Genomic DNA, 15,068 nt, shown 5'->3' with positions numbered 1-15,068 from the left:
CACCCACCGCACCGGGTGCCGAGATCAGAGTGCTCCACCCCGCTTGCAGGACGCTTGTAGAACACTTACGACAACCGACCCCACAAAGGACACCGGATTCGAAGCCCTCAGTCGTGCTCGGAGTCGGACGGATCGGAGTCGTCCTCCGGGGGCTCCACGCGGCGCACCACCACGGTGCTGATGCGGTTGCGGCGGCCCGCCAGGCTCTCGGCGGTCAGGCGCAGCCCGGCCACCTCCGCCTCGGAGCCCGCGATCGGCACCCTCCCGAGCGCGTGCGCCAGCAGCCCGCCGACCGTCTCGACGTCGTCGACCTCGATCTCGGTGTCGAACAGCTCACCCAGCTCGTCCACCGGCATCCGCGCCGTGACGCGCAGCCCGCCGTCGGGCACGGGCTCGACGCGGGGCGCCTCCTGGTCGTACTCGTCGGTGATCTCGCCGACGATCTCCTCCAGGACGTCCTCGATGGTGACCAGGCCCGCCGTGCCGCCGTACTCGTCGATGACGATGGCGATGTGGATCTGCCTGGCCTGCATCTCGCGCATGAGCTGGTCGATGGGCTTGCTCTCCGGCACGTACGCCGCCGGCCGCATGATCGTCTCGACCTTGTCGCCGCCGCCGTTCTGGCCCGCCTCGTGGATCCTGCGCGCGATGTCCTTCAGGTACGCGATGCCGACGACGTCGTCCTCGTTCTCGCCCACCACCGGGATGCGCGAGAACCCGCTGCGCAGCGCCAGCGAGAACGCCTGGCTGATGGTCTTGCCGCGCTCGATGTAGACCATGTCGGTGCGCGGCACCATGACCTCGCGGACCAGCGTGTCGCCCAGCTCGAACACCGAGTGGATCATCTCGCGCTCGTCCGGCTCGATGACGCGGCGCTCCTCGGCCAGGTCGACCAGGTCGCGCAGCTCGGCCTCTGAGGTGAACGGCCCCTCGCGGAACCCCTTGCCGGGCGTGAGGGCGTTGCCCAGCAGGATGAGCAGCTTGGGCAGCGGGCCGAAGATCCGGGTCAGCCGGTAGACCACCGGCGCGCCGGCCAGGGCGACCGGCTCGGCGTGCTGGCGCCCCAGGGTGCGCGGCATGACCCCGACGACCACGTAGCTGACCACGATCATGACGGCCGCCGCGCTGACGTACGCCCAGCCCTGGTCGTGCATCACGTCGATGAACAGCAGCGTGGCGATGACCGTGGCGACCATCTCGCAGCTCACCCTGAGCAGCAGCAGCAGGTTGAGGTAGCGCGGAGGGTCGGTGACGATCGCCTGCAGCCGCTCGGCGCCGCGCCGCTGCTCGCGCACGAACTCCTCGGCGCGCACCCGCGAGATGCGGGTCAGTGCCGTCTCCGCGCTGGCGATCAGGCCGCCGACGATCACCAGGGCGATGGCCGACAGCAACCAGGCGTTCACCGCGTCTCGCGCACCTCCTGCCAGGACTCGAGGAGCTTGGCCTGCAGGCCGAACATCTCCTTGTGCTCCTCGGGCTCGGCGTGGTCGTAGCCCAGCAGGTGGAGGATGCCGTGCGTGCACAGCAGTTCGAGCTCGTCCTGCGCGCTGTGGCCGGCGTCGCGCGCCTGCTTGGCGGCCACCTGCGGGCAGAGCACCACGTCGCCGAGGAGCGCCGGGTCGGCCGGGCCCTCCGCGTCGCCGCGCGCGCCGCCGCCCGGCCGCAGTTCGTCCATGGGGAACGACAGCACGTCGGTGGGGCCCGGCTCGCCCATCCACTTCTCGTGCAGCTCCGCCATGGCGTTCTCCTCGACGGCCACGATGGACAGCTCGGCGAGAGGGTTGATCTCCATCTCGGCGAGGACGTGGGTGGCCAGGGCGAGGAGGTTCTCCTCGTCGATCTCGACGCCGGACTCGTTGTTGATCTCGATGCTCATCTGTCGCTCACTCGGGCGCTCACGGGCGCCGCTTTCCGCGTTGCTGGATCGCCGTCTTGGGTTCCTGGGCCGCGTCGTAGCGGCCGTAGGCGTCGACGATCTCGCTCACCAGCTTGTGCCGCACCACGTCGGCGCTCGACAGGCGGGCGAAGTGGATGTCGGGGATGCCCTCCAGGATCTCCTGGACGACGCGCAGGCCGCTCACCGTGCCCGTGGGCAGGTCGACCTGCGTCACGTCACCGGTCACCACGATCTTGGAGTTGAACCCCAGACGGGTGAGGAACATCTTCATCTGCTCGGCCGAGGAGTTCTGGGCCTCGTCGAGGATGATGAAGGCGTCGTTGAGCGTGCGCCCGCGCATGTACGCCAGCGGCGCCACCTCGATCGTGCCCGCTGCCATGAGCTTCGGGATCGAGTCGGGGTCGACCATGTCGTGCAGGGCGTCGTACAGCGGCCGCAGGTAGGGGTCGATCTTCTCGTACAGCGTGCCGGGCAGGAAGCCCAGCCGCTCGCCCGCCTCGACCGCGGGACGCGTCAGGATGATGCGGTTGACCCGCTTCTCCTGCAGCGCCCGCACGGCCTTGGCCATCGCGAGGTACGTCTTGCCGGTGCCCGCGGGGCCGATGCCGAACACGATCGTGTGCTTGTCGATGGCGTCGACGTAGCGTTTCTGGTTGACGGTCTTCGGCCTGATCGTGCGCCCGCGCGAGGAGAGGATGTCGAGCGACAGCACCTCGGCCGGCCGCTCGGACGTCATGCGCAGCATGGCGATGCTCCGCTCGACCGTGTCGGGCGTGAGCTCGCCGCCGCTGCGCAGCACCTCGACCAGCTCCTCGAACAGGCGCACGACGGCGCCGCTCTCGTCGGGGCTGCCGGTCACGGTGATCTCGTTGCCACGCACGTGGATGTCGGCCCTGAAGGCGCCCTCGATGACGCGGAGCAGCTCGTCACGGGAGCCGAGGAGGCTGACCATCGGGTATTCGTCCGGAATCAGCACCTTGGCTTGAGTGCGCGAGGGAGGTGCCGTTCGTCGGGATTCATGTAGCTCGGACATGGGCAGGCCACGCGGCCTGATGCCTCCCGGTCTCTTTACGGAGTTCTTCTCCGCCCATGGTAGCCGGGACCAGGGTGATTACTCGCGCCAATATCAGCCGGGCGGCCAGTTCAGGTCACGCCCTCCGAGAACGTGCGCGTGCACGTGGAACACCGTCTGCCCCGCCGCGGGGCCGGTGTTGAAGACGACGCGGTAACCCGCGGGCGCCACGCCCTCCTGGACGGCGATGGCGTGCGCGGTCTTCAGCACGTCGTCGGCGAGCCCGTCGTCGGCCGAGGCGAGCGCCGCCGCGTCGGCGTGGTGCTGCTTCGGCACCACCAGGACGTGGGTCGGGGCCTGCGGATTGATGTCGCGAAACGCCAATGTCCTGCCGGTCTCGTAGACGATCTCGGCCGGGATCTCCTTGGCCACGATTTTGCAGAAGAGGCAGTCGTTCACAGGAGCACCCTAGCCGTTGCGAATCGGTGATCCGGCGTGTCGTGGCGGCAGAAGATCCGCGAGGTTAGGGTGTCTGTGCGAGACTTCACCAAAAGGAACGATTCAGGGTCGGGCGAGCGCCACCTGGCGAGGACACGACTGGGTAATGCACCCTAAGGAACCGGGGAAACCTCAAGAACCGGAAGAGCGTAAACCCTCTGGGAGAGCGGCGCGTCCCACTGATGTGACCACCGAGACCCTTCTGGCCGACAGGTCGATGGGGGCGGCGCCGGTCGCGTGGGACGCCGACATGGCCGTGACCGCGCTCTACAGCGCGCACTTCCGGTCGTTGGTGCGTCTCGCGGTGTTGCTGGTGCGCGACATAGCGACCGCGGAGGAAGTCGTGCAGGACGCGTTCGTCGCCATCCACGGCGCCTGGCGCAGACTGCGCGACCCCGACAAGGCACTCGCCTACTTACGCCAGTCCGTCGTCAACCGCTCCCGCTCCGTGCTGCGCCACCGCGCCGTCGTGGAGAAGTACGCTCCCAAGGGACTGCCCGACGCGCCCAGCGCCGAGAACGGCGCCATCGGCGAGTTGGAACGGTCCGCAGTCATCGAGGCGTTACGCGCGCTGCCCACCCGCCAGAGAGAGGCCCTGGTCCTTCGGTACTACGGTGATCTGTCCGAAGCTGAGATCGCCCACGCCATGGGGATCAGCAAGGGCGCGGTCAAGAGCCACACCGCACGTGGCATGGCCGCCCTGAGATCCGTCCTGGAGAAGATGTCATGACCCAGCCCCCCGACGAGTACGGCGAGCTCCTGCGCCGTGCGCTCCGCGCGGAGGCGGACGCGGTCGTGCCCTCCCCGGACGGGTTGGAGATCATCCGCACCCGCATCGAACGGCGCGGCGTGCGCTCCCTGTTCTGGTGGCGCGCCGGCGCGGCCGCCGCCAGCGCCGTCCTGGTGGCGGGCGCGATCGTCATGGTCGTCCCCGAGCTGCGCTCGACCGTCATCCCCCAGGACACCTACCAGCAGGTCAGGGAGACCTCGAAGCTGCCGTCCAACTCCTCGACCAGCCGCTCCCAGCCCCCGCCGAGAACCTCCGCGCCCCAGCACTCACAGGTCGTGGTGCCGCCCGTCACGCAGCGGCCCGAGCCGTCGCACCCGGAGGAGACGGCCAGGTCCACCAGCAGGCCGGTACGCACACCCACACCCACCCCGACCCCCACCCCGTGCGCGACGCCCGCGGGCGCGCAGGACGAGGTGGCGGCCGACTGCCCCGAGTCCGCCCAGACGCCCACGCCCACCGACTCGTCCGCGCCCACCGGCGCCTGCCCGGCCGAGGAGTGCCCGCCGGACGACCTGACGCCCACGCCCGACGCCGCCGCGGGCAGCCCGCTGTCCGGGGTCACCCACACGACGCCCTAGGGCTCCGTCCACCCGCCCCGCTCACCGGCGACCCGTACGGGTCACCAGCGGCCCGTACGGCTCAGCAGGACCGCCGCGGCCGCCACGCCCGCCGTGGAGGTACGCAGCACGGTCGGCCCGAGGAGCACCGGCACCGCCCCCGCCCCGCGGAACCGCTCCAGCTCCTCCTCGGACACGCCGCCCTCGGGACCCACGACCACGACGACGTCGCCGCCCGGCGGCAGCGCCACCCGCGACAGCGGCTCCTCGGCCTCCTCGTGCAGCACCAGCCCCAGCGCGGCGCCCGACAGCAGCGCCTCGACGCCCGCCGTGGAAACCGGCTCCGCCACCTCCGGCAGGTGGAACCTGCGGGCCTGCTTACCGGCCTCCCTGGCGGTGGAGCGCCACTTGTGCAGCGCCTTGGCGACCTTGTCGCCCTTCCACTGCGTGACGCTGCGCGATGCGGCCCACGGCACGATGACGTCGACGCCCGCCTCGGTCATCATCTCGACCGCCAGCTCGCCCCTGTCGCCCTTCGGCAGCCCCTGGACGACCACCAGGCGCGGATCGGGCGCGGGCACCTCGTGGCGGCCCGTCACGTCGAGCCTGAGCGCGTCCTTGAGCGCCTCGCGCACCACGCACTCGGCCACCCGGCCCGCGCCGTCGGTCAGATCGACCCGCTCGCCGGCGCGCAGCCGCCGCACCGCCGCCGCGTGCCGGCCCTCGGGGCCGGCCAGCAGCAGCTCGGGCCCGTCGAGTTCCTCCGAGAGGAACACCGGTACGGTCATCAGCGCCCGTTGAAGGCGTCGCGCAGCCGCGAGAAGAAGCCCTGCTGGCCCGGCGCGAACTTGCCCGGCGGGCGCTCCTCGCCGCGCTGCCTGGCCAGCTCGCGCAGCAGCTCCTCCTGCGCCGGGTCGAGCTTGCTCGGCGTCTCCACGTTGACGTGGATGAGCAGGTCGCCCCTGCCCGACTCGTTGAGCCGCTGCACGCCCCTGCCGTACATGGTGATGACCTGGCCCGACTGCGTGCCGGGGCGCACGTCCACGTCCTCGGCGCCGTCGAGCGTCTCGACCGACAGCGACGTGCCGAGCGCGGCCGCCGTCATCGGGATCTGGACGGTGCAGTGGAGGTCGTCGCCGCGCCGCTCGAAGATCTCGTGGGGGCGCTCGACGATCTCCAGGAAGAGGTCGCCGGGCGGGCCGCCGCCGGGGCCGACCTCGCCCTCGCCGGCGAGCTGGATGTGGGTGCCCTCCTCGACGCCAGCCGGGATGCGCACCTTGATCGTGCGCCGGGTGCGCACGCGGCCGTCGCCCGAGCACTCCTGGCAGGGGTGGCGGATGATCGTGCCGAACCCGCCGCACTGCGGGCACGGCCTCGAGGTCATGACCTGGCCCAGGAACGACCGGGTGACCTGGGAGATCTCGCCGCGGCCGCTGCACATGTCACAGGTGTCGGGGTGGGTGCCGGGCGACGCGCCCGAGCCGTGGCAGACCTCGCACAGCACCGCCGTGTCGACCACCAGCTCCCTGGTGGTGCCGAACGCCGTCTCGCGCAGGTCGAGCTCGACCCTGATGGTGGCGTTGCGGCCCCTGCGGGCGCGCGATCGAGGCCCCCGGCTGCCCGCGGCCGTGCCGAAGAAGGCGTCCATGATGTCGCTGAACGGGAAGCCCGCGCCGAAGCCGCCGGCGCCCGCGCCCGCTCCGCCACCGCCGAAGGGATCGCCGCCCAGGTCGTACATCTGGCGCTTGTTCGGGTCGGACAGCACCTCGTAGGCCTGCGTGATCTCCTTGAACCGCTCCTGGGTCTCAGGATCGGGGTTCACGTCGGGGTGCAGCTCGCGGGCGAGACGGCGGTAGGCCCGCTTGATCTCGTCCTGACTGGCGTCACGGCGCACCCCGAGGGTGGCGTAGTAGTCGCTGTTTGCCACTTATCGACCTCTTAAGATGCAGCCAGGATCTGGCTGACGTAGCGTGCCACCGCGCGCACGGCGCCCATCGTCACCGGGTAGTCCATCCTCGTGGGGCCCAGCACGCCGAGCCTCGCCAGTTGGTTGTCGCCAGAACCGTACCCCGCGGCGACCACGGACGTGCCTCGCAGGTACGGGTTTTCCGATCCGATGCGCACGGTGAGCGCGGCGGGGGTGTCTGAGGAAGTCTCGCCGAGCAGCCGCATGAGCACGACCTGCTCCTCCAGGGCCTCCAGGACGTCGCGCAGGCCGGTGGAGAAGTCGGCGCCCGCCAGGTTGGCCGCCCCGGCGAAGACGATCTTCTCGTCGTGGCGTTCGACGAGCGTCTCCAGCAGCACCGACAGGATCGTCGCCACGACCGGGCGGTCCTCAGGAGGAAGCCGCTCGGGCAGGTCGGAGACGAGCTCCGGGACGCTGCTGAGGCCGCAGCCGTCGAGGCAGGCGTTGAGCATCGCGCGCATGTGCGCGACGCGGGTGTCCTCGACCTGCTCGGGCAGCTCGACGACGCGCTGCTCGACGCGGCCGGTGTTGGTGATCAGGACGAGCATCACCCGCCGCTCGCTCAGCGGGACCAGCTCGACGTGCCTGACCGTGGACCGGGTGAGCGTGGGGTACTGGACGACCGCGACCTGCCTCGTGAGCTGCGCGAGCAGCCGCACGGTGCGGGTGACGACGTCGTCGAGGTCGACGGCGCCCGCCAGGAACGTCTCGATCGCCCTGCGCTCGGCCGCCGACAGCGGCTTGACCTGGGAGAGCCTGTCGACGAACAGGCGATACCCCTTGTCGGTGGGCACCCGGCCCGCGCTGGTGTGGGGCTGCGTGATGTAGCCCTCCTCCTCCAGCGCGGCCATGTCATTCCTGACCGTCGCCGGGGAGACCTTCAGGTTGTGGCGCTCGGCCAGCGCCTTGGAGCCCACCGGTTCGTTGGTGGACACGTAGTCTTCGACAATGGCGCGGAGCACCGCAAGCTTCCGATCGTCGAGCACGTGCTCACCTCCTGCCTCTGCCTCTCGGGAAACGACAGGTCTAGCACTCTGTGTTCCCGAGTGCCAAGTGTACGGCTCTCGCCCACAAGGTGCGATAACACCGGCTCTCATCCTGCTGCTAGCGTCCTACAACCGACAGGCTTCACACTTGCCCACATGACCGACGATTCACCTTCCCCTCAGTACGGCCCGCCGCCCGGTCAGGGCCCCTACCAGGGCCAACCCCCGCAGTACGGGCAGCCGTCGTACGGGCCGCCCCCGCAGTACGGGCCGCAACCCGGCTCCCAGCCCGGTTTCGGCCAGCCGCAGTACGGGCCGCCGCCGCAGTACGGCCAGCCCGGACAGCCCGGGCCGTACGGGCAGCCCGGACAGCCAGGCCTCTACGGTCAGCCCGGCCAGCCGGGGCAGCCGGGGCAGGCGGGGCAGGCGGGGCAGGCGGGCGAGTACGGGCAGCAGGGTCAGTCCGGGCAGTGGCAGCCGCCCGGCCAGTACGGGCAGTTCGGCCAGCACGGGCAGTTCGGTCAGTTCGGTCAGGGGCCCCAGTTCGGTTCCGGCCCGGACCCGAAGGCCGTCAGGCCGCGCCTGTGGTGGATCGCCGCCGCCTGGGGCGTCGCCCTGGTGTGCGTGATCGTCGGCGTCGCTCTGTTCACCAACGGCGTCGTCGGCGGCGTGTCGGGCGTCGCCCCCACCAAGACGTTCGCCGCGGGCGAGAACGTCAAGGTGACGCTCGACCCGGCCGAGCGGCCCGCCGTCTACCTCTCCAGCGACACGCCGGTCCACTACGAGTGCCGGATCAGCGGCGGCCCCGGGCAGGCGAAGCTCGCCACGTCCGCCGCGAACCAGACCGTCAACGACGGCGGCACCACCTGGGAGCTGATCCTGCTGGTCAACGCGCCGAAGAAGGGCGAGTACGACCTCACCTGCGCCGTACAGGAGCAGGCCGACGTGCGTTTCGGCGTGGGCCGCGACCTGCTGTCGGCGGCCGGCGGCATCGTCGGCGGCGTGGCGGCGCTGTTCCTGGTCCCCGGCTTCGGCGTGCTGCTCGCGATCATCATGACCGTCGTCGTCCTCGTCCGGCGCAACGGACACCGCAAGCGCCTTGCGGTGTCCGGGTGATTTGCTACGGTCCCCGGTGTGTACGAGGGTGACGTTCTGGCGGGGAACTGGCGGCGGCCGGGCAAGGGCACGATCCCCCAAGTGCCCGCGGAGCCCGACCTGGTGGTGGAGGACGCCGACAGCGGCTTCTGCGGCGCGGTCGTGGCCTGCGACAAGGAGGCCGTGACGCTGGAGGACCGCTTCGGCAGGCGCCGTCTCTTCCCGCTCGCCCCGGCCGCCTTCCTCCTGGAGGGCAGACCGGTGACCCTCGTCCGTCCGTCGGCCGTCGCCCCCGCGGCGCCCCGGCGCAGCGCGTCGGGCTCGATCGCGGTCGAGGGGCTGCGCGCGCGGGTGGCCAGGGAGAGCCGCATCTACGTCGAAGGCGTGCACGACGCCGCCCTGGTCGAGAAGATCTGGGGACACGACCTGCGGGTCGAGGGCGTCGTGGTCGAGTACCTGGAGGGCGTGGACGACCTGCCCGCCATCGTGGCCGAGTTCGGGCCCGAGCCCGGCCGACGGCTGGGCGTGCTCGTCGACCACCTGGTGCCCGGCTCCAAGGAGAGCCGGATCGCCGCGCAGATCACCTCGCCCCACGTGCTCGTCGTCGGTCACCCGTTCGTCGACGTCTGGCAGGCGGTCAAGCCGTCCGTGCTGCGCATCCCGGCCTGGCCGGACGTGCCGCGCGGGGTCCCGTGGAAGGAAGGGGTGATCGCGGCGCTCGGCTGGCGCTGCGACCCTCCGGAGGCCTGGCGCCGGATCCTCGGCGCGGTCTCGACGTACAGCGACCTGGAGCCGGAACTCCTCGGCCGGGTCGAGGAGCTGATCGACTTCGTAACGGAGGCACCATGAGTCAGGACCCTTCGCAGTCCCCGCCCGACGACGGCCCCACACGACGCGTCTCCCCCTCCGACCTCCCACCGAGCCAGGGCCCGGGCCACGACCAGGGCCCGGGTCACGACACTCCGCCGGGTTACGCTCCTCAGCCGGGCTCCCAGGGCGGCCACTCCCCCCAGCCCGGCCCGCAGGGCGGCTACCCCCCTCAGCCCGGATCCCAGCCGGGGTATGACCGGCCGCTCGGCTACGGGGAGCAGCCCGGGTCCCAGCCGGGCTACGGGCAGCAGCCACCCTCGTACGGCGGCTACGGCCAACCCTCGGGACACGGCCAGCCCGGATACGGACAGCCGGAACCCGGCCAGCCGCCCGGCTACGGACAGCAGCCGGGATACGGCCAGAACCCCGGCTACGCCCAGGGCGCCGGGTACGGCCAGAACCCCGGTTACAGTCAGGGCGGCTACGGTCAGGGCCCCGGGTACGGCGCGTACGGTCAGGGCCCCGGGTACGGTCAGGGCCACGGATATGGCGCCCCTCCCCCGCCGCCCGGCCACGGTTACGCCGCCCACCCCCAGGAGCCGTACGTGCCGGGCAGGTTCGGCCCGCGCCCCGGCACCGACGACACCACCCTGGCGATGCTCTCGCACCTCCTCGGCCTGGTGGTCTCCTGGATCGGCCCGCTGATCATCTACCTGATGAAGAAGGACGAGTCGCCCTACGTCAGGGACCAGGCCGCCGAGGCGCTGAACTTCCAGATCACGATGTTCATCGGCTACGTCATCGCGGGCGTGCTGACGGTCATCATCATCGGAGCTCTCCTGCTGCCCGTGATCTGGATCGTCTCCCTGATCTTCCACATCCAGGCGGCCGTCGCCACCAACCGGGGCGAGCGGTACCGGTACCCGTTCTCCATCCGCATGATCAGCTGACCCCGGCGGCCACCCACCCGTGGTCCCCCTTCGAACGCCCGGCGCGGCGCTCCTGCCGCCCGGGCGTTCGCGCGTCCGGGCCGTCCCGGTTTAGGAACGATCGTTCTTGACTGAACATTCCTAAACCCGCTATGGTCGTCGCATGGGCCGACCACGAGGGTTCGACGAGACCGAGGTGGTGCGAGCGGCGGCGGCGCTGTTCGCACGCCAGGCGTACGACGGCGTGTCCGTCGACGACCTGGTCGCTCACCTCGGGGTGCACCGCAACAGCCTGTACAAGACGTTCGGCAGCAAGCGGGGCCTGTACATGGCCGCGCTGCGCTGGCACGTGGACAACGAGCTCCTCCCGCTCGTCACGGCCGTCGGGGAGGCCCCCGACCTTCCCGGGGCGGCGCGGCGGGCGCTGGCGGCCCGCGACGGGGGTTCGCCCCTCGACCTGCTGCTGATGGCGGCGGCCGAACGCGCGCCCGTCGACCCGGAGGTCGCCGCCCAGGTGGCCAGGGCACTGAACGCCCTGGAGGAGACGCTCGCCAACCGCCTGCCCGGCGGCTCCCCCGCTCCGGGCCTGGCCCACGCGCTGACCTCGGCCCTGCTGGGCCTCCGACTCCGCGCGAGAACGTCCCCACAGGATGCCGGCACCGCAGGGCCGGAACCGGGCGCAGCACCGTCCAGAACCGCCACATCACCATCCGGACCCGACACCGTACCGTCCGGAACCGGTACAGCTTCCCCCGGCTTCGTGGATGCCGAGCAGGCGGCCGTCGTCCTCGCGAGCTACTTCAACTCAACAAATACCGATATTTCCCGATAAAGGAGCACCGCAATGGCACGGGTTCAGATCGACGGCGACACGCTCACGGTCGTCATCGAAGGGCTGGACAAGCTCTGGGCGCTGAAGAGCAGCCTGAGCATCCCGCTGTCGAACGTCCGCGGCGCCACCGCCGACCCCGGCATCGTCATGGAGTCGAAGGGCATCCGCGCCCCCGGCACCCACCTGCCTGGCGTGATCACCGCGGGCACCTTCCACGTGGACGGCGAGCGGGTCTTCTGGGACGTCCAGAACGCCGCGAAGGCCATCGTCATCCAACTGGCCGACGAACGCTACGCCCGCCTGGTCGTGCAGGTGGACGATCCCCGCGCCACCGTCGCCCTCATCGAGAACGCCATCACCCACGCCTGATCCGAACACCCCGGCCCGCGCCTCCGACCGCGTTCGCCTGGAGCCCATCACCAGCAGCACGCAGGCCCCGGCCCAAGGCATCGGCCCAAGGCATCGGCCCAAGGCATCGGCGGAAGCCCCGGCCCAGCCGCTCCGAACCCATCGGAGCGATCGGGGCGGCGCCTCCCCCGCACCCCCGAACCCATCGGATCGACCGGGCCGCACCTCCCCCGCACCCCCCGAATCCATCGGAGCGAGCGGGGCGGCGCCTCCCCCACACCGCCCGAATCCATCGGAGCGACCGGGCGGCACCTCCCCCGCACGGAGCGGCCGTCCGGGCCGCCCCTGCGCCTGACCCAAGGCCGGGCCGCCCTCGCCGGTTGCCGGCGCATCCCAGGCCGGCCGCCCTCGCGTGTTCCGGCGTGTTCCAGGCCGGCCGTCCACGGCCACTCCCGTATCAGACCGGCTCCATACGGCGGCCCGCCACGCGCCTGCTGCCCATCACCGCCGGGGGGCGGAACCCGTCCAGCGCGTGCGAGGAACGGGCCGCCCCGCTCGCCCGATGGCGTGAGCTGGACGGACCGCCCCGGCGGGCGCCGGTCCTGACGTGACGGTCGCCAGCCCCTGGTCCCCTTGGCCGCCCCCCGCTTGACCGGGCCGCATGGCCGCACCCCGGCCAACCTGTTCACCTGGCACGTTCGTCCCGGGGCCGCTCTCACCGGTCGCGGACACGAGCGGCCGACCCGCACCTACCGAAGGGATCCCCTGCTCATGCGCAGGATCGCGCTCACCGCCCTCCTGACCGCCGCCACGGTGACGGCCACCGTCCTCCCCGCTCAGGCGGCGCCGCGTCCGATCCCGGCCGAGGACCGCGAGGTGGTCTTCACCGTGGACGGCACCAAGACGTACGGCACCCTGCACGTCCCCGCCCACCGCCGTGGACAGCGGCTGCCCGCCGCGCTGCTGCTGCCCGGCAGCGGGCCCACCGACCGCAACGGCGACCAGCCTCCGGCGCTGACGCCGGGCACCCTGGCGAAGCTCGCGTCCGCGCTCGGCGACGACAAGATCATCACGTTGCGCTTCGACAAGTACGGCACCGGCCGGACCGGCATGGGCGCGTACGCCGAGCACCCGGAGACGATCGACTTCCCGGCGTTCGTCCGCCAGGCGGGGGCCGCCTACGCGCTGCTGTCCGGACAGCCCGAGACCGACCGGCGGGCGGTGTCGGTGATCGGGCACAGCGAGGGGGCGCTCACGGCGCTGCTGCTCGCCGACGAGGCACGTCCGCGCCCGGCGGGCCTGGCGCTGCTGCAGCCGCAGGCGCTGCGCCTGCTCGACCACCTCGCCATGCAGCTGCACGACCAGGTCGCCAAGGCCACCGAGGCGGGGCAGTTCACCCCGGAGCAGCAGCGCGTCATCGACCAGGCCATCGACCGGGGGATCGCCGACGTGCGGGCGGGCCGCGCCCCCGACACGACGGACCTTCCCGCGCCCCTCGCCCAGCTCTTCCAGGCGTTGCAGGGGCCCAACCAGCGCTTCGTCCAGACGGACGACGCCGTCTACCCGCCGGACGCCGCCCGCGAGCTGCGTCCGGGCACCCGTGTCCTGCTGACGTGCGGAACCCGTGACCCGCAGGTGCCGTGCGCGACCACCGACGCGCTCACCCGGGCGCTGCGGCAGGCGCACACGACCGGCCCTGGACGCGTCGTGCTGCGGGGCGTCGACCACAACCTGCGTGACGAGACGCACCCCGACGTCCTCGCGGAGGACGCGCTCGCCGCCGTCCGCGCCTTCACCTCCCGCTGGCGCCGAGGCGCCTGAGGCGGACGCCCACGCCGTCAGAGCCAGCCGCGTCAGACCCGGTCTCGTCAGAGCCGGTCTCGTCAGAGCCGGCCCCGTCAGACCCGGCCCCGTCAGAGCCGGCCTCGGTCAGACGAGCAGGTCGCGGACGAGGGCGTCGGCGAGCAGGCGGCCCTTGAGCGTGAGGACCATGCGGCCCTCCTTGAACGCCTGGGTCTCCAGCCGCCCGTCCGCCAGCGCGGCGGCCACCGCCGTGCGGGCGGCCGGGGCGACGTCGGCGAGCGGGTACCCGGAGTCGAGCCGCAGCTCCAGCATCAGCCGCTCGGCGGCCTGGTCGTCGGGCGTGAGCACCTCGCGGGCGTGCGCGGGCGACTCCTCGGCGGCCAGCCGCTGCGCGTAGGCGGCGGGGTGCTTGACGTTCCACCAGCGCGTGCCGCCGACGTGGCTGTGCGCGCCGGGGCCGACGGCCCACCAGTCGCCGCCGGTCCAGTAGAGGAGGTTGTGGCGGCAGCGCGCGTCGTCGGAGGTCGCCCAGTTGGACACCTCGTACCAGCGGAACCCGGCCTCGCCCAGCACGGCGTCGGCGATCTGGTAGCGGTCGGCGGCCACGTCGTCGTCGGGCATCGGCAGCTCGCCGCGTCTGATCCGCGCGGCGAGCCTGGTGCCGTCCTCGACGATCAGCGAGTACGCCGACACGTGGTCGGGCCCCGCCTCGACGGCGGCGGACAGCGACGCCCGCCAGTCGTCGTCGCTCTCGCCGGGCGTGCCGTAGATCAGGTCGAGGTTGACGTGCTCGAACCCGGCCGCCCGCGCCTCACGTACGGCCTGCGCGGGGCGTCCGGGGGTGTGCTTGCGGTCGAGCACCTCCAGGACGTGCGGGCGGGCGCTCTGCATGCCGAAGCTGATCCTGGTGAACCCTCCGGCGCGCAGCAGGTCGAGGGAGGCGGGGTCGACGGACTCGGGGTTTGCCTCGGTGGTGACCTCCGCACCGGGACGCAGCCCGAACTCCGCGTCGATCGCGGCGAGGATCCTGACGAGGTCGCCGGGCGGGAGCAGGGTGGGCGTGCCGCCGCCGAAGAACACGGTCTCGACCGGCAGCTCGGCGTCGCCCAGGACGCGCCTGGCCAGCCGCACCTCCTCGATCGCGGTGTCGGCGTAGTCGCGGTGGGAGGCGCCCGGCCCCAGCTCGGCGGCGGTGTAGGTGTTGAAGTCGCAGTAGCCGCAGCGGGTCACGCAGAACGGTACGTGCACGTAGAACGCGAACGGGCGCGCGCCGAGGCCGCGCAGCGCGCTCGCGGGCAGCTCGCCCGAGGCGGGTACGGGGTCGCCGTCAGGCAGGGTGGATGGCACGTCATCCAGTGTGCCCGTATCCGGAGGGTGCGGGGACCGCCGACCACGCGACGTGACCGTTGACGGAGGTGCGCGGCCACCCCTGTGCCGCGGCCGTTGAGGCGGACTCGGGGGCCACCGGCCCTGTGCCCTGACCGTTGACGGGGTACGGGGGTCGCTCTACGATCACGACAACTTTTAGGAAAGTTTCCTATGAGT

General features: G+C 71.9%; 16 protein-coding genes. 8 read left to right on the top strand and 8 right to left on the bottom strand.

The window, feature by feature from the left end; translation table 11 throughout:
- Positions 1-107: 107 nt before the first annotated feature.
- From BMX74_RS15595 to BMX74_RS15580, 4 genes are all read right to left on the bottom strand, one after another.
- Positions 108-1,403 carry a hemolysin family protein gene (locus BMX74_RS15595; RefSeq protein ID WP_055503472.1) on the bottom strand — a complete coding sequence of 432 codons (1,296 nt, stop codon included), beginning with the start codon at positions 1,401-1,403 and terminating at the stop codon, positions 108-110.
- Positions 1,400-1,876: an rRNA maturation RNase YbeY gene (gene ybeY / locus BMX74_RS15590; protein WP_055503473.1), complete on the bottom strand. Its 477-nt coding sequence runs from the start codon at positions 1,874-1,876 to the stop codon at positions 1,400-1,402. Before ybeY ends, BMX74_RS15595 begins: the two co-directional genes overlap by 4 nt.
- 19 nt (positions 1,877-1,895) lie before the next feature.
- Positions 1,896-2,930 (bottom strand): PhoH family protein, encoded by a 1,035-nt coding sequence (locus tag BMX74_RS15585; RefSeq protein ID WP_055503474.1) that lies wholly within the window; start codon positions 2,928-2,930, stop codon positions 1,896-1,898.
- 93 nt (positions 2,931-3,023) lie between these two features.
- A complete protein-coding gene (locus tag BMX74_RS15580) occupies positions 3,024-3,368 on the bottom strand; it encodes a histidine triad nucleotide-binding protein (RefSeq protein WP_055503475.1) in 345 nt (114 codons plus the stop codon).
- A gap of 256 nt (positions 3,369-3,624) precedes the next feature.
- Here BMX74_RS15580 and BMX74_RS15575 point away from each other — a divergent pair, with 256 nt between their 5' ends.
- A complete protein-coding gene (locus BMX74_RS15575) occupies positions 3,625-4,137 on the top strand; it encodes a SigE family RNA polymerase sigma factor (RefSeq protein ID WP_055504092.1) in 513 nt (170 codons plus the stop codon).
- Positions 4,134-4,775, top strand: coding sequence for a hypothetical protein (locus BMX74_RS15570; RefSeq protein WP_055503476.1), 642 nt, complete (start codon positions 4,134-4,136; stop codon positions 4,773-4,775). The genes BMX74_RS15575 and BMX74_RS15570 overlap by 4 nt, the downstream gene beginning before the upstream one ends.
- Before the next feature lie 41 nt (positions 4,776-4,816).
- Here the strand turns inward: BMX74_RS15570 and BMX74_RS15565 are convergent, their stop codons facing one another.
- From BMX74_RS15565 to hrcA, 3 genes are read right to left on the bottom strand one after another with little or no spacing between them, the layout of a single operon-like run.
- A complete protein-coding gene (locus tag BMX74_RS15565) occupies positions 4,817-5,542 on the bottom strand; it encodes a 16S rRNA (uracil(1498)-N(3))-methyltransferase (protein ID WP_091101020.1) in 726 nt (241 codons plus the stop codon).
- The gene (gene dnaJ, locus BMX74_RS15560; RefSeq protein ID WP_091101017.1) at positions 5,542-6,681 is read right to left on the bottom strand and encodes a molecular chaperone DnaJ; all 1,140 of its coding nucleotides are present in this window, start codon (positions 6,679-6,681) and stop codon (positions 5,542-5,544) included. The genes BMX74_RS15565 and dnaJ overlap by 1 nt, the downstream gene beginning before the upstream one ends.
- Positions 6,682-6,692: 11 nt before the next feature.
- Positions 6,693-7,706, bottom strand: a complete 1,014-nt coding sequence (gene hrcA, locus BMX74_RS15555) for a heat-inducible transcriptional repressor HrcA (protein WP_091101014.1) — start codon at positions 7,704-7,706, stop codon at positions 6,693-6,695.
- 156 nt (positions 7,707-7,862) lie between these two features.
- Between hrcA and BMX74_RS45615 the strand changes: the two genes are divergently transcribed.
- The 6 genes from BMX74_RS45615 to BMX74_RS15520 all read left to right on the top strand — a co-directional run bounded on the left by BMX74_RS45615 (position 7,863) and on the right by BMX74_RS15520 (position 13,541).
- On the top strand, positions 7,863-8,822 hold the full coding sequence (locus BMX74_RS45615; RefSeq protein WP_256256966.1) for a hypothetical protein: 960 nt from the start codon (positions 7,863-7,865) through the stop codon (positions 8,820-8,822).
- Positions 8,823-8,840: 18 nt separating this feature from the next.
- Positions 8,841-9,650, top strand: coding sequence for a DUF3097 domain-containing protein (locus BMX74_RS15540; RefSeq protein WP_055503480.1), 810 nt, complete (start codon positions 8,841-8,843; stop codon positions 9,648-9,650).
- Positions 9,647-10,561 carry a DUF4870 domain-containing protein gene (locus BMX74_RS15535; protein ID WP_091101012.1) on the top strand — a complete coding sequence of 305 codons (915 nt, stop codon included), beginning with the start codon at positions 9,647-9,649 and terminating at the stop codon, positions 10,559-10,561. Before BMX74_RS15540 ends, BMX74_RS15535 begins: the two co-directional genes overlap by 4 nt.
- Positions 10,562-10,703: 142 nt before the next feature.
- A complete protein-coding gene (locus BMX74_RS15530) occupies positions 10,704-11,372 on the top strand; it encodes a TetR/AcrR family transcriptional regulator (RefSeq protein WP_091101010.1) in 669 nt (222 codons plus the stop codon).
- 12 nt (positions 11,373-11,384) lie between these two features.
- Positions 11,385-11,741, top strand: coding sequence for a hypothetical protein (locus tag BMX74_RS15525; protein ID WP_055503481.1), 357 nt, complete (start codon positions 11,385-11,387; stop codon positions 11,739-11,741).
- Between the two features lie 750 nt (positions 11,742-12,491).
- Positions 12,492-13,541, top strand: coding sequence for an alpha/beta hydrolase (locus BMX74_RS15520; protein WP_091101008.1), 1,050 nt, complete (start codon positions 12,492-12,494; stop codon positions 13,539-13,541).
- Positions 13,542-13,649: 108 nt separating this feature from the next.
- On the opposite strand, the gene hemW is transcribed toward BMX74_RS15520, so the two are convergent.
- Entirely contained in the window at positions 13,650-14,870 is a 1,221-nt protein-coding gene (gene hemW, locus BMX74_RS15515; RefSeq protein ID WP_055503483.1) for a radical SAM family heme chaperone HemW, read from the bottom strand.
- Between the last annotated feature and the right edge of the window lie 198 nt (positions 14,871-15,068).

The organism is Nonomuraea pusilla, assembly GCF_900109355.1.
In the GTDB taxonomy this organism is placed as follows: domain Bacteria; phylum Actinomycetota; class Actinomycetes; order Streptosporangiales; family Streptosporangiaceae; genus Nonomuraea; species Nonomuraea pusilla.
The sequence above is the reverse complement of the archived record's forward strand: the minus strand, read 5'-3'. Positions and strand labels throughout refer to the sequence as shown.